The following is a 14,610-nucleotide window of genomic DNA, read 5'->3' as shown; positions in this document are numbered from 1 at the left end:
ATGATATTCGGACATATTTCCCAGCCAAATCCGTGTCGCCTGCCGCGGGCAATTGAAAAAGCCCTTCATTTTCTGCGCACGACGGATTTCACTCTCCTGGCGCCAGGCGTAGTAGAAATTGAAGGTCGCAACATTTTTGCCCAAGTTCTGGATCTGACAACAAAGGATCTGCACGAGAATCGCCCGGAAGTGCATCGCCGCTATCTGGATATCCAGTTCCTGGCCTGGGGTGAAGAGAAAATCGGTATCGCGATTGATACTGGTAATAACGAAATAAGCGAATCATTGCTGGAACAGCGCGATATTATTTTTTATCACGACAGTGAAAATGAGTCGTTTATCGAAATGACACCCGGCAGCTATGCCATATTTTTTCCGCAGGATGTGCACCGTCCTGCTTGTATTAAAAACAAGGAAACCACAATTCGTAAAATTGTGGTGAAAGTGGCAATTAGCGAATTAGATTAATTTTCTGATATACCCTAAATAATTCGAGTTGCAGGAAGGCGGCAAGAGAGTGAATCTCCAGGAGCTTACATAAGTAAGTGACTGGGGTGAACGAGCGCAGCCAACGCACATGCAACTTGAAGTATGACGGGTATAAATACAGGAACGCGAAATGACCAACACCAGTTTTATTATTGGTGCGTACCCCTGCGCACCCTCGTTTCACCAGAAAGGGGAACAAGAAGAACAAACCTTCTGGCGGGAACTTTCCGACACGCCGAATATTCGCGGGCTGGAACAGCCTTGCCTTGAAAATCTTCATCCCCTTGGTGACGAATGGCTGTTCCGCCATACCCCGGGGGACTGGCAAATCGTGGTCACGGCAGTAATGGAAACCATGCGCCGCCGCGGCAGCAACGGCGCATTTGGCCTGGCCTCGGCTGACGACGCGCAGCGTAAAGCATGCGTGGACTTTTACCGACATCTGCACCAGAAAATTAACGCCGTGAATGCCCGTTATCCGGGCAAAGTGATTGCTCTGGAAATGCAGGCCGCCCCGCAGGCGGGCAATGCTTCCGTCGAACAGACTACAGAAGCGTTTTCCCGCTCGGTTCGGGAAATCGCGGGCTGGGACTGGGACTGCGATCTGGTGCTGGAACACTGCGATGCCATGAACGGCCCGGCACCGCGCAAGGGCTTCCTGCCACTGGAGCAGGTGCTGGAGGTGGTGAAAGACACGGATATCAGCGTCTGCATCAACTGGGCGCGGTCGGCCATCGAAGGCCGTAACACCACCCTTCCCCTTGACCACGTTCAGGCCGCGCTTAATGCCGGGAAACTGGGTGCGCTGATGTTTTCAGGCACCACCCCCGGTGGGGAATACGGTGAATGGCAGGATCTGCACGCGCCATTTTCCTCCTTCTGTGCCGACAGTCTGATGTCCACTGAACGTGCAAAAGCACTCTTTACTGCGGCGAGCGCCGCAACGTTGAAATTCTCCGGTATTAAATTACTGGAAATAAATGCTAATGCTGATGTCAGCCATCGCATCGCCATTTTGCGCGACGGTATCAGCGCAATGAATAAAGCAACGCAATAACAATAAGAAAAGTTTATTCCGGTTACCTACTGAGAGATTAACTATGAATATTTCTACTCATGCTCTACATGCGGACATTCCGCGCCAGCGCTGGCTAAGAATCATTCCTCCTATTCTTATCGCCTGTATTATTTCATATATGGACCGCGTGAATATCGCGTTTGCAATGCCGGGAGGGATGGACGAAGAATTAGGTATTACCGCCACCATGGCAGGCCTCGCGGGCGGCATATTCTTTATCGGCTATCTGTTCCTGCAGGTACCCGGCGGCAAGATTGCGGTGCACGGTAGCGGCAAGAAATTTATCGGCTGGTCACTGGTCGCCTGGGCAGTGATCTCGGTGCTCACGGGTCTCGTGACGAATCAGTACCAGCTGCTGGTGCTGCGCTTCTTACTCGGCGTGGCGGAAGGCGGGATGCTACCCGTTGTGCTCACCATGATTAGCAACTGGTTCCCGGATGCCGAACGCGGTCGCGCCAACGCAATTGTGATCATGTTCGTACCCATCGCCGGGATAATCACCGCCCCGCTGTCGGGCTGGATTATCACCGCGCTTGACTGGCGCTGGCTGTTCATCATTGAAGGTCTGATGTCCATTGTTGTGCTGGTGCTCTGGGCATTCACGGTCTACGACCGTCCGCAGGAAGCCCGCTGGATCTCAGCGGCCGAGAAAAACTATCTGGTACAAACGCTGGCGGCTGAACAGCAGGCCATCGCCGGAAAAGAGGTGAAAAATGCCTCGCTCAGCGCGGTGCTGTCTGACAAAACCATGTGGCAACTGATCGCCCTGAATTTCTTCTATCAGACCGGGATTTATGGTTACACCCTCTGGCTGCCGACCATTCTGAAGGAGCTGACGCACACCAGCATTGGTCAGGTGGGGATGCTCGCTATCCTGCCCTACATCGGCGCCATTGCGGGCATGTTCTTGTTCTCCTCGCTTTCTGACCGCACCGGCAAGCGCAAGCTGTTTGTCTCCCTGCCGTTGATTGGCTTCGCGCTCTGCATGTTCCTCTCCGTAGCCCTGAAAGCAAACATCTGGCTGGCCTATGCCGCACTGGTGGGCTGCGGTTTCTTCCTGCAATCCGCCGCCGGCGTGTTCTGGACGATCCCGGCAAGACTGTTTAGCGCAGAGATGGCGGGCGGCGCGCGCGGCGTGATCAACGCCCTGGGCAACCTCGGTGGCTTCTGTGGCCCGTATGCCGTTGGCGTGCTGATCACCCTGTACAGCAAAGATGCGGGCGTCTACTGCCTGGCCGTTTCACTCGCGCTGGCGTCGCTGCTGGCCCTGCTGTTGCCGGCGAAATGCGATGCCGGGGCAGAGCCCAATCCCACGGTAAATCCCCATAAACGTGCGGCCTGATGCCCTCACCCCAGCCCTCTCCCACTGGGAGAGGGAGAAAACCAAACCGTAGGCCGGGTAAGCGCAGCGCCACCCGGCAATTAAGCGAGATGAAGATGAGTGAAAAAGAGACCTTCTGGCTGGGTATCGATTGTGGCGGTACTTATCTGAAAGCCGGTTTATACAACAGCCAGGGCAAAGAAGTCAGTATCGAACGCCGCTCCGTTGCCACGCTCAGCCCGCGAGCGGGCTACGCCGAGCGGGATATGCATCAGCTGTGGCAGCACTGCCACGCAACCATCGCCGCGTTGCTCAAGAATGCAGGCGTAAACGGCAACCAGATCAATGGGGTCGGCATTTCTGCTCAAGGTAAAGGGCTGTTTCTGCTCGATAAACAGGACCAACCGTTGGGCAACGCCATCCTCTCCTCCGATCGCCGGGCACTGGAGATTGTGCAGCGCTGGCAGCAGGACGGCATTCCCGAAAAACTCTACCCGCATACGCGCCAGACGCTGTGGACCGGGCATCCGGCCTCGCTTCTGCGCTGGGTCAAAGAGAACGAGCCGCAGCGCTATCAGCAGATTGGCTGCGTGATGATGGCGCACGACTATCTGCGCTGGTGCCTGACCGGCGTGAAGGGCTGCGAAGAGAGCAACATCTCCGAGTCCAATCTCTACGACATGAATACCGGGCAGTATGACCCGCAGCTTACGCGCTGGCTCGGGATTAGCGAGATTGACGGCGCCCTGCCGCCGATTGTCGGTTCAGCAGAAATCTGCGGGGAAATCACCGCTCAGGCAGCCGCCCTTACCGGTCTCGCGGCGGGCACGCCCGTCGTGGGGGGACTGTTTGATGTGGTTTCCACCGCGCTCTGCGCCGGACTGCAGGACGAGCACACGCTGAACGCCGTGATGGGCACCTGGGCCGTCACCAGCGGGATCGCCAGTGCACTTCGCAGCAACGAACCCTTCCCCTACGTTTATGGCCGCTACGTGCATCCGCAGCAGTACATCGTTCACGAAGCCAGCCCGACCTCGTCCGGCAACCTTGAGTGGCTCACCGCGCAGTGGGGCGACATGTCGTTCAGCGAGATCAACCACGCCGTCGCCAGCCTGCCGAAAGCCGAAAGCGATGTGTACTTTCTGCCGTTCCTCTATGGCAGCAACGCCGGGCTGGAGATGACCAGCGGCTTCTACGGGATGCAGGCGCTACACACCCGCGCGCACCTGCTGCAGGCGGTTTATGAGGGCGTGGTGTTCTGCCACATGACCCACCTCAACCGCATGCTCGAACGCTTTACCCACGTTCATGCCCTGCGCGTGACGGGGGGTCCAACCCATTCGGACGTATGGATGCAAATGCTTGCGGACGTCAGCGGGCTGGCGATTGAACTGCCACAGGTAGAAGAGACCGGCTGTTCTGGCGCGGCGCTGGCCGCCCTGGTCGGCACCGGCGTGTATCCCGATTTCCATACGGCGCAATGCGCCCTCCGACACGACATTCGTGTCATTGAGCCTGACATGCGCGCCCATGCGGCCTATCAGCGCAAGTATCAGCGCTATCAGCTACTGATTTCAGCACTACAGGGCTATCACGCCCGAGTTAAGGAGAACAACCTATGAGCCGACCATTACTGCAGCTGGCGCTCGACCATACCTCTCTTCAGGCCGCGCAGCGTGATGTCGCGACGCTTGCCGATCACGTTGATATCGTCGAAGCGGGCACCATTTTGTGCCTGACCGAAGGGCTAAACGCCGTGCGCGCCCTGCGCGAGCAGTGCCCGGATAAAATCATCGTTGCAGACTGGAAAGTGGCCGATGCCGGAGAAACGCTGGCAGAGCAGGCATTTGGCGCGGGTGCAAACTGGATGACCATCATCTGCGCCGCCCCGCTGGCCACCGTTGAACGCGGTCACGAGGTAGCCCTGCGCCGCGGGGGAGAAATCCAGATGGAGCTCTTTGGCCACTGGACGCTGGACGATGCTCGCGCATGGCATCGCATCGGCGTGAAGCAGGCCATTTATCACCGCGGACGTGACGCACAGGCGAGCGGCCAGCAGTGGGGTGAGGCGGATCTCGCAAAAATGCAAGCGCTCTCCGATATCGGTTTGCAGCTTTCGGTTACCGGCGGTATCACCCCCGCCGACCTGCCGCTGTTTAAGCAAATCAACGTCAAAGCCTTTATTGCCGGACGCGCGCTGGCAGGTGCCGCCAATCCACCGCAGGTGGCACAGGCATTCCATTCGCATATTCGCGACATCTGGGGAGCGTAACCATGCGTCAGCATCCGTTAGGTATTTACGAAAAAGCGCTGCCAAAAGATCTTTCCTGGCCCGAGCGGCTGGTACTGGCGAAAAGCTGCGGATTCGATTTTGTCGAGATGTCTGTCGATGAAACCGACGAGCGATTATCACGCCTCGACTGGAGCACCACGCAGCGCGCCTCTCTGGTGGAAGCGATGCTGGAAACCGGCGTGGCGATCCCCTCTATGTGCTTGTCTGCCCACCGTCGCTTCCCGTTTGGCAGCCGCGATGAAACCGTGCGCGAACGCGCCCGTGAGATCATGAGCAAAGCCATCAGGCTGGCGCGTGATTTAGGCATTCGCACCATCCAGCTTGCCGGGTATGACGTCTATTACGAAGCGCATGACGAGGGGACGCAACAGCGCTTTGCCGACGGGCTGGCCTGGGCCGTAGAACAGGCCGCCGCCGCACAGGTGATGCTGGCGGTGGAGATCATGGACACCGCGTTTATGAATTCCATCAGCAAATGGAAAAAGTGGGACGACATGCTCGCCTCACCGTGGTTCAGCGTTTATCCGGACGTTGGCAACCTGAGCGCGTGGGGTAACGACGTCACCGCCGAGCTGACGCTGGGCATTGACCGCATTGCGGCTATTCACCTGAAAGATACCCAGCCCGTCACCGCACAAAGCCCCGGGCAGTTCCGCGACGTGCCGTTTGGCGAGGGTTGCGTCGATTTCGTTGGCGTGTTTAACACGCTGCATCAACTGAACTATCGCGGCGCATTTCTGATTGAAATGTGGACCGAAAAAGCAAAAGAGCCGGTGCTGGAGATTATCCAGGCGCGCCGCTGGATTGAAGCCCGTATGCAGGAAGGAGGCATGACATGCTAGACGAACTTAAAGCCGAGGTACTGGCAGCAAACCTGGCGCTGCCCGCCCACCAGCTGGTGACGTTTACCTGGGGGAACGTCAGCGCAGTGGACCGCAAAAGCGGCATGATGGTCATTAAACCGTCCGGTGTGGAATACGACGTGATGACGGCGGAGGATATGGTGGTGGTGAATATCGCCACGGGCCAGGTTATTGAGGGGAATAAAAAGCCCTCTTCAGACACGCCTACCCATCTTGCGCTGTATCGTCGTTACCCGGAGATTGGCGGCATCGTGCATACCCATTCGCGCCACGCCACTATCTGGTCCCAGGCGGGGCTGGATTTACCGGCCTGGGGTACCACGCACGCGGACTATTTCTACGGGACCATCCCCTGCACGCGCCTGATGACCACGGCAGAGATTGCAGGGGAATACGAATACCAGACGGGTGAAGTGATCATCAAAACCTTCGAGGAGCGCGATCTTAGCCCGATGCAGATCCCGGCGGTGCTGGTCCACTCCCACGGTCCGTTCGCCTGGGGTAATGACGCTGCCGATGCGGTTCACAATGCCGTGGTGCTGGAAGAGTGCGCCTATATGGGCCTGTTCTCACGCCAGCTCGCGCCACAGCTTCCGGTTATGCAGCAGGAACTGCTCGACAAGCATTATCTGCGCAAGCATGGAGCGAATGCCTATTACGGACAGTGATCATCCGGAATTAATGTGTTCCTTGCAGTACCGCCGTTTCCAGACGGCGGGAGTTAACCCGGTATGCTTCGAAAAGATCTGCCGAAAATAGCCCACGTCATTAAAACCACACCGCGTTGCCACTTCGGTGAGCGATGCAGAGTCATTCAGCAACAATTTTTCTGCCGCCCTGACGCGCTGGCGATGTATCGCCTCCGTCAGGGTTAAATGGAAGGTCCGGCGAAACACGCGCCCCAGATAATCCGCATTACAGTGCAATGCTTTTGCCAGTTGCGAGGTAGAAAGCGGTAAATGGAACTGCGTGCGAATAAGCTGCTTCGCCTTCCACGCCATTGCTGCACCGGCTTCATCTGCGTTGTCTTCATAGCCTGACGAAAGGGAAATTTGCTGCAAAATCAGTAATAAAATGATTTCCAGCGCCACGCTTCGCTGTAATTTCTCCTGCTCGCTCAGGAACTGGCGAAAAAGAGAAATCACATACTGGGCATCCCTCACGCGGCAGTGTTGTTCGATTGCCAGATTGGGTAATCGGGGCAGGTGATGCTCAACCTCAAAATGCAGCCAGTAAAATTTCAGATCGGCGGGAAAGTCGCCGACGCCTACATGTCGCCTGCCAGGCCAAAGCAGCAAACTCTCGCCCGCCTTCACGTCAAATACCGTATTTTCTTCCTGGATCGTTAATGTCCCTTTTTCGACAAAAATAATCTCCCACGATGTTAATTTACGCGCAGGATGGCGGCCCACACCCCGGGAAATAAACAACCCACCGTTTTGAACCTTAACCGGAAACGCTATGGATAATTCAAGCATTTATATTCACCATTTCGCTTTTAATCCCGCCATTATTAAATGCATCCATTGATTATTAATAAATAATGGCCCGACGGCCCGATCGGAATCACATTTTTATCATCAGGTCGGAATCGTCATCTTTTTATACTTTTCCCTTCCCTTGTTGGCCTCCCCATTCAGTGCAGAATAATCAGGTACCTTGCACAAATACGATAATAAATTCGATTACCGAGGAGTTACCCGATGACTTCCACACCGATTACAGAGTCTGACGTTACACAACAGGCGATAAATGACCGTTTGTCCGTGCGCGAAAAAATTGGCTACGGCCTGGGCGACGCGGGCGGTACGGTGATTACCTGCCTGATCATGAATTTTCTGACCTTTTTCTATACCGATATTTTTGGTCTGACGCCTGCGCTCGTGGGTACGCTCTTTATTGCCCTGCGCGTATTTGACGCTATTTCCGATCCGGTCATGGGCATTATTGCCGACCGCACGCAGAGCCGCTGGGGGCGCTTTCGCCCATGGCAGCTGTGGGTCGCCTTCCCGATCGGAGTTATCGGCGTGCTGACCTTCACCGTTCCCGAGGCCAGCATGGGCGTGAAAATCGCCTGGGCATTCGGGACCTATCTGCTGCTGTCCGTCGGCTATACCGCCATCAACGTTCCCTACTGCGCGCTGATTAATACCATGACCACCCGCCATAACGAGGTGATCTCCTGCCAGTCCTGGCGCTTCGTGCTGTGCGGCGTGGCGGGATTTTTGGTCTCCGTAGGCCTGCCCTGGCTGGTCGCTGAATTAGGCCAGGGAGATGCTGCCAAAGGTTATCAGCTTGGCGTCGGTGTCCTGTGCGCCATCGCCGTGGTGATGTTTCTGTGCTGCTTCTTCTGGGTACGCGAGCGTGTCCCGCTGGCGCTGATGGGCAAATTCACCCTACGGGAGCATCTGGCCGGACTGCGTAAAAACGATCAGTTGCTGCTGATGCTGGTGATGTCGTTCCTGCTGATCAACGTTTTCAACATTCGCGGCGGCGGATACATGTACTTTATCACCTACGTACTGCAGGGCAGCACCGCCTATACCTCGCTGTTTTTCACGATGGTGACCTTTGCGGCCATTCTGGGGGCGGTCATCGTCAACCCGCTGTCGCGCCGTATTGATACCGTCAAACTCTACTACTACACCAACCTGGTGCTCGCCGCACTTGCGCTGGGAATGTGGTTTCTGCCAGGAGGCCCGGCGCACCAGACGCTCTGGCTGATCGTCATTTTAAGCAACGGCGTGATCCTGGGCTTCACCCTGCCGCTGCACTTCTCGCTGATGGCCTTTGCCGACGACTACGGCGAATGGAAAACCGGGGTGCGCTCATCGGGCATGAACTTCGCCTTCAACCTGTTTTTCATCAAGCTCGCGTGGGCCTCCAGCGCCGGGATCATCAGCCTGGTGTTTATCGCCGTCGCCTACCAGCCGGGCACGGGCAATCAGACACAGGCTTCGCTGCAGGGCATCACCGCCATGGAGACCCTGCTCCCCGCCCTTTTCCATCTGCTACTGGCCGTTTCCATCCGCTGGTGCAAACTCAACAACCCAATGATGTCGCGCATTGCCACCGACCTGCGCCAGCGTCACGTATCGTCCTGAGGAGAACGCTATGTCCATAATGGAACCCGACCTGCACAAGCTGAAAATTAACGACCCGTTTCTCGGGCAGTATCAACGACTGGTCCGTGAAGTGGTGATCCCCTACCAGTGGGATGCGCTAAATGACCGCGTGACGGAAGCCGAACCCAGCCACGCCATTAGCAACTTCCGCATAGCTGCAGGTCTGGAGCAGGGTGAATTCTACGGTATGGTGTTTCAGGACAGCGACGTGGCGAAATGGCTGGAAGCCGTAGCGTGGTCGCTGTGCCAGAAGCCTGATGCTGAACTGGAGAAAACCGCCGACGAGGTGATTGAGCTGGTCGCGGCGGCGCAGTGTGAGGATGGCTATCTCAACACCTACTTTACGGTAAAAGCGCCTGAGGAGCGCTGGACCAATCTGGCCGAATGTCACGAGCTCTACTGCGCCGGACATATGATTGAAGCGGGCGTGGCGTATTTTCAGGGGACCGGAAAACGCCGCCTGCTGGACGTGGTCTGCAGGCTGGCGGACCATATCGACAGCGTGTTTGGCCCCGGTGAAAACCAGCTGCACGGTTATCCGGGCCATCCGGAAATCGAGCTGGCGCTGATGCGACTTTATGACGTTACGCAGGCGCCCCGGTACCTTAATCTGGCGAAATACTTTATCGAGGAGCGCGGCACCCAGCCTCACTTCTACGATATCGAATACGAGAAGCGCGGCAGAACGTCGTACTGGAATACCTATGGCCCGGCGTGGATGGTCAAGGACAAGGCCTACAGCCAGGCGCATCAACCCCTTGCCGAGCAACAAACCGCCACCGGCCACGCCGTACGTTTCGTCTATCTGATGGCGGGCATGGCGCATCTGGCACGCCTGAGCCATGACGAGGGTAAACGGCGGGACTGCCTGCGGCTGTGGAAAAATATGGCGCAGCGTCAGCTGTACATTACCGGCGGGATTGGGTCGCAAAGCAGCGGCGAGGCGTTCAGCAGCGATTACGATCTGCCCAACGATACGGTGTACGCCGAAAGCTGTGCCTCCATCGGCCTGATGATGTTTGCCCGCCGGATGCTGGAAATGGAGGCCGACGGCCACTACGCCGACGTAATGGAGCGCGCGCTATACAACACGGTGCTGGGCGGCATGGCGCTGGACGGTAAGCACTTCTTCTATGTGAACCCGCTGGAAGTCCATCCGAAAACCCTGGCGTTCAACCATATCTACGATCACGTGAAACCCGTCCGCCAGCGCTGGTTTGGCTGCGCCTGTTGCCCGCCGAATATCGCCCGCGTGCTGACGTCGCTGGGGCATTATATTTATACCGTTCGCCAGGATGCGCTTTTTATTAACCTCTACGTCGGCAACGATGTCGTCATTCCGGTTGGCGATGAAACCCTGGCGCTGCGGATCGGCGGTAATTATCCGTGGCAGGAAGCGGTGAAAATCGAGATCGTCTCACCTTCGCCGGTGAAACATACCCTGGCCCTGCGCCTGCCGGACTGGTGCGCGGCGCCTGAGGTATCGTTGAACGGTGAAGACGCTGCCGGTGAAATTTCACGGGGATACATCTACCTGACCCGAAACTGGCAAGAAGGGGATGTCGTCACGCTGACGCTACCGATGCCGGTTCGCCGGGTGTACGGAAACCCGCAGGTACGCCAGCAGGCGGGAAAAGTCGCGCTACAGCGCGGGCCGCTGGTTTACTGTCTGGAAGAAGCGGATAACGGCACCAATCTGCATAACCTTTCCTTGCCGCCTGACAGCACGTTCCGGGTCTTTGAAGGTAAAGGCATTTTCGCGCACAAGATGCTGATACAGGCAGAGGGGACGGGCTGTCATACGAAGGACACTGATGCGCTGTGGCACTATGACCGCCCGCCGGTACAACGTCATCCTCAGACGCTAACCTTTATTCCGTGGTTCAGTTGGGCGAACCGGGGAGAAGGGGAAATGCGGATCTGGGTGGATGAAGGTTGAATTTCTGCGGCCTGTTGCCCTCACCCCATCCCTCTCCCACGGGAGAGGGAGTAAACAGGCTTTACCACATCAGAAACGCCAGGTCAGGCCGGTCATCAGCGCGAAGCTGTCATCGCGGTCGATCATCGGGCTATTCTTCACGTCGTCAGGCAACACGGTGTAGACCGCGCTGGCATTGAGATACAGCTTCTGGGTTAACTGATATTTAGCCGCCAGACCAACGTATGGCGTCCAGCTGTCACCGGCAGTGTATTGATCCAGCCCGGAGCGGCGAGACTCGCTGCCGGATACGCCGTAGTAGTAGTCGTTATAGCTTTCGTCGCTGTAGAACACACCCACAGAAGGCGTCAGGGTCAGGCGATCCATTTTGATTGGACGGAAGTATGATACTTCGCCGATCACGCCGCTGCTTTCATCCGTGGCATCACCAGAGACCGCCACTTTCAGCGACCCCCAGCTTTCGTGGCGGTAGTACGCACCGCCGAGGAAGGCGGACGCTTTACGCTCATCCAGCTGCTTCATCTGATGGTCGTCATTATCGTCAGGGTCGAAATGCAGCGGCATCCACGTTGCGGTCAGGCTTAATTCATTTTTTGCATCTTTCCACAGGATCCATCCGCCCGTGGTCTGGCGAACGTAAAAGCGATCGCCTTCGTAGCTAATTAACGGTACCGCAGTCGTATTTTCGTTATAGCCTTTGTATGGAGACTCATTAAATACAGCCCCCGCTCCAAGTGAAAATTCACCGGCCATGGCAGACGTTGATGCAAATAACGTGGCAGCGATGAGTAAATTGTATTTAATAGTCATTCTATGTAATCCATTTAAATGCCAAACAAGCGAGGCGCATAATAATGGTTACAAAATTGCCAATGCAACGCTGCGGTTTATATAATATTATATATAAAATCATATAGATGGGTGTGCATGATGAGTACATTACAGCTAAAACCACGCGAATTAAAAATTATCTCCGTCATCGCCGCCACCCACAGCATTGGTGATGCCGCCGCCCTGCTGGGTATGGCGCAGGCCAACGTGAGTAAATATCTGTCTGATTTTGAAACGCGGGTTGGGCTCAAGGTTTTTGAGCGCACCACGCGACAGCTTGCCCTGACCCAGTTTGGTGAAGCGTTACTCCCCTACGTGAACGCCACGCTGGATAAGAACAGCCAGCTCGTTAATTTCATTGCCGATTATAAGCACGAAAAGCGCGGAAAAGTGACGATCTATGCCCCAACAGGTATCGTGACCTACCTCGCGCGACACGTGATCCATCAGATAGAAGACATCGGCGACATCCGCATCTCCCTGAAAACCTACAATCTGGACCGGAATGAATTTTCAGAAGGCGTTACCTTTCCGGATGACTGCGACATTTTAATTACCTATGCTCAGCCAAAAGACGAAAGTCTGGTTGCCAGCGTGCTGACAAAATATTCCGTTACGGCCTTCGCAACCGTAGAATATTTAAATAAACATCCCTTAACCGGACCTGAAGATTTAATTAATCACTCCTGTATTCTCATTGACTCCATGCTGGTCGATGATGCCAACATCTGGCGTTTCCGCGTGCACGGCAGCGATGACGTGCATGACTACCGGGTGACCGGTAATTATATTTGCGACAATACGCAGACGGCCCTGGAGCTGGCCAGAAATAATCTGGGGATTGTTTTTGCACCAAAAGAGAGTCTGAAAAAAGAATTAACGAAAGGCATGCTGGTCCCCTGCTTCCCGCATCAGGAGGAGTGGTGGCTCGATCTGACCGCCATCTTCCGCAAACGCGAATACCAGCCCTGGCGCGTGCAATACGTTCTGGATGGCGTCCTTAACTGCCTGCGCCAGCAAATTGCTCAGGCCGCCCACGGACGGCCTGAGCTGGGCGACTAGAACAGCCCCAGTGGTTTATCAGAATAGCTGACCAGCAGACATTTGGTCTGCTGGTAATGCTCCAGCATCATCTTGTGGGTTTCACGTCCGATGCCCGACTGCTTATAACCGCCAAAGGCCGCGTGCGCCGGATAGGCGTGGTAGCAGTTGGTCCAGACGCGCCCGGCCTGAATGCCGCGGCCCATTTTATAGGCCAGATTACCGTTGCGACTCCAGACACCTGCGCCCAGGCCATACGGCGTGTCGTTGGCAATCTCCAGCGCCTCCTCTATCGTTTTAAAGGTGGTCACGGCCAGCACCGGGCCGAAAATCTCCTCCTGGAAAACGCGCATGTTGTTCTGGCCGAAGAGGATCGTCGGCTCAAGGTAATAGCCGTCCTGCAGATCCCCTCCCAGCACCTTACGACGCCCGCCGGTGAGAATATCCGCCCCCTCTTTCTTGCCGATGTCGATGTAGTTGAGGATCGTTTCCAGCTGTCCGTGCGAGACCTGCGCCCCCATCTGTGTAACGTTATCGAGCGGGTTACCGCTGCGAATAGACTCAACGCGGCGAATGGCCCGCTCCATAAAGCGCTCGTAGATGGATTCCTGCACCAGCGCACGGCTTGGGCAGGTACAGACTTCGCCCTGGTTAAACGCAAACAGCGCAAACCCTTCCAGGGCTTTATCGAAGAAGGCATCCTCTTCCTCCATCACGTCCGCGAAGAAGATGTTCGGGGATTTCCCGCCCAGTTCCAGAGTCACCGGGATAATGTTCTGCGTGGCATACTGCATGATCTGCTGGCCCACCTCCGTCGAACCGGTAAACGCCACTTTGGCGATACGTTTTGAGGTTGCCAGATATTCGCCTATCTCCCCGCCCGCGCCGTTCACTACGTTAATCACGCCCGGCGGCAGGAGATCGCCAACGATTTCCATCAGCAGCAGGACCGAGAGCGGGGTCAGACGCGCCGGTTTGAGCACAATACAGTTTCCGGCCGCCAGCGCGGGCGCCATTTTCCAGCTCGCCATCAGCAGCGGGAAGTTCCACGGAATAATTTGCCCGACGACGCCCAGCGGTTCGTGGAAGTGATACGCCACGGTGTCGCTGTCAACTTCGCTGATCCCGCCCTCCTGAGCGCGAATACAGGAGGCAAAATAACGGAAGTGGTCAATAGCCAGCGGCACGTCAGCCGCCATCGTTTCCCGGATCGGCTTGCCGTTATCCCAGGTTTCCGCCGTCGCCAGCAGCTCCAGATTCTGCTCCATCCGGTCGGCGATTTTGAACAGGATCGCCGCCCGGTCCTGCACGGAGGTGTGAGCCCATTTCTCTTTCGCTTTGTGCGCCGCATCCAGCGCCAGGTCGATATCACCCTTACCGGAGCTGGCAATCTCGCACAGCGGCTGGCCGGTAACCGGGGTCAGGTTGGAATAGTATTCGCCGTCGACGGGAGCGACCCAGTCGCCGCCAATAAAGTTGTCATAACGGGGCTTCAGCTTGAGGGGAAAACCATACTCGCCGGGCTGGATACGCGATGAGGGAGGATTGTTTGTCATGTCCGTCTCCTTGCTGTTGGTGTACAACAAGGGTAGTTCCGGCTGGCGATTTTCTCGCCAGCCGGTAACGGTGT

The 14,610-nt window shown here is 56.3% G+C and carries 13 protein-coding genes; 10 read left to right on the top strand and 3 right to left on the bottom strand.

The genetic code is table 11. The features are described from left to right. The 7 genes from ACMGGU_RS22265 to araD all read left to right on the top strand — a co-directional run bounded on the left by ACMGGU_RS22265 (nt 1) and on the right by araD (nt 6,712). Nucleotides 1-468 carry a YhcH/YjgK/YiaL family protein gene (locus ACMGGU_RS22265; RefSeq protein ID WP_048028075.1) on the top strand — a complete coding sequence of 156 codons (468 nt, stop codon included), beginning with the start codon at nt 1-3 and terminating at the stop codon, nt 466-468. Between the two features lie 151 nt (nt 469-619). Further along, the gene (locus ACMGGU_RS22260; RefSeq protein ID WP_420300930.1) at nt 620-1,546 is read left to right on the top strand and encodes a DUF4862 family protein; all 927 of its coding nucleotides are present in this window, start codon (nt 620-622) and stop codon (nt 1,544-1,546) included. 43 nt (nt 1,547-1,589) lie between these two features. Then, on the top strand, nt 1,590-2,909 hold the full coding sequence (locus tag ACMGGU_RS22255) for an MFS transporter (RefSeq protein WP_025910539.1): 1,320 nt from the start codon (nt 1,590-1,592) through the stop codon (nt 2,907-2,909). Between the two features lie 95 nt (nt 2,910-3,004). Continuing rightward, the gene (locus tag ACMGGU_RS22250) at nt 3,005-4,510 is read left to right on the top strand and encodes an FGGY-family carbohydrate kinase (RefSeq protein ID WP_420300929.1); all 1,506 of its coding nucleotides are present in this window, start codon (nt 3,005-3,007) and stop codon (nt 4,508-4,510) included. Continuing rightward, nucleotides 4,507-5,160, top strand: coding sequence for a 3-keto-L-gulonate-6-phosphate decarboxylase UlaD (gene ulaD / locus ACMGGU_RS22245; RefSeq protein ID WP_223539846.1), 654 nt, complete (start codon nt 4,507-4,509; stop codon nt 5,158-5,160). The genes ACMGGU_RS22250 and ulaD overlap by 4 nt, the downstream gene beginning before the upstream one ends. 2 nt (nt 5,161-5,162) lie before the next feature. Beyond that, nucleotides 5,163-6,023: an L-ribulose-5-phosphate 3-epimerase gene (locus ACMGGU_RS22240; protein ID WP_025910545.1), complete on the top strand. Its 861-nt coding sequence runs from the start codon at nt 5,163-5,165 to the stop codon at nt 6,021-6,023. Beyond that, the gene (araD, locus tag ACMGGU_RS22235; RefSeq protein WP_420300928.1) at nt 6,017-6,712 is read left to right on the top strand and encodes an L-ribulose-5-phosphate 4-epimerase; all 696 of its coding nucleotides are present in this window, start codon (nt 6,017-6,019) and stop codon (nt 6,710-6,712) included. The genes ACMGGU_RS22240 and araD overlap by 7 nt, the downstream gene beginning before the upstream one ends. Here araD and ACMGGU_RS22230 read toward each other — a convergent pair whose 3' ends face one another. Next, nucleotides 6,713-7,522 carry a helix-turn-helix domain-containing protein gene (locus ACMGGU_RS22230; RefSeq protein ID WP_045907886.1) on the bottom strand — a complete coding sequence of 270 codons (810 nt, stop codon included), beginning with the start codon at nt 7,520-7,522 and terminating at the stop codon, nt 6,713-6,715. Nucleotides 7,523-7,747: 225 nt separating this feature from the next. On the opposite strand from ACMGGU_RS22230, the gene ACMGGU_RS22225 reads away from it, so the two are divergent. Next, a complete protein-coding gene (locus ACMGGU_RS22225; RefSeq protein ID WP_248222810.1) occupies nt 7,748-9,148 on the top strand; it encodes an MFS transporter in 1,401 nt (466 codons plus the stop codon). A 10-nt stretch (nt 9,149-9,158) separates the two neighbouring features. Next, the gene (locus ACMGGU_RS22220) at nt 9,159-11,108 is read left to right on the top strand and encodes a glycoside hydrolase family 127 protein (protein WP_395299704.1); all 1,950 of its coding nucleotides are present in this window, start codon (nt 9,159-9,161) and stop codon (nt 11,106-11,108) included. 69 nt (nt 11,109-11,177) lie between these two features. On the opposite strand, the gene ACMGGU_RS22215 is transcribed toward ACMGGU_RS22220, so the two are convergent. Continuing rightward, entirely contained in the window at nt 11,178-11,918 is a 741-nt protein-coding gene (locus ACMGGU_RS22215) for a MipA/OmpV family protein (protein ID WP_045907889.1), read from the bottom strand. 117 nt (nt 11,919-12,035) lie between these two features. Here ACMGGU_RS22215 and ACMGGU_RS22210 point away from each other — a divergent pair, with 117 nt between their 5' ends. Further along, nucleotides 12,036-13,001, top strand: a complete 966-nt coding sequence (locus ACMGGU_RS22210) for a LysR family transcriptional regulator (RefSeq protein WP_063622816.1) — start codon at nt 12,036-12,038, stop codon at nt 12,999-13,001. Here ACMGGU_RS22210 and aldB read toward each other — a convergent pair. Beyond that, nucleotides 12,998-14,536, bottom strand: a complete 1,539-nt coding sequence (gene aldB / locus ACMGGU_RS22205; RefSeq protein ID WP_420300927.1) for an aldehyde dehydrogenase AldB — start codon at nt 14,534-14,536, stop codon at nt 12,998-13,000. The two genes, ACMGGU_RS22210 and aldB, sit on opposite strands and share 4 nt — an antisense overlap. Nucleotides 14,537-14,610 lie beyond the last annotated feature (74 nt).

This window comes from Enterobacter sp. BNK-8, assembly GCF_048685095.1.
GTDB lineage: Bacteria > Pseudomonadota > Gammaproteobacteria > Enterobacterales > Enterobacteriaceae > Enterobacter > Enterobacter quasiroggenkampii.
This window is presented reverse-complemented; position numbering and strand designations above follow the sequence as displayed.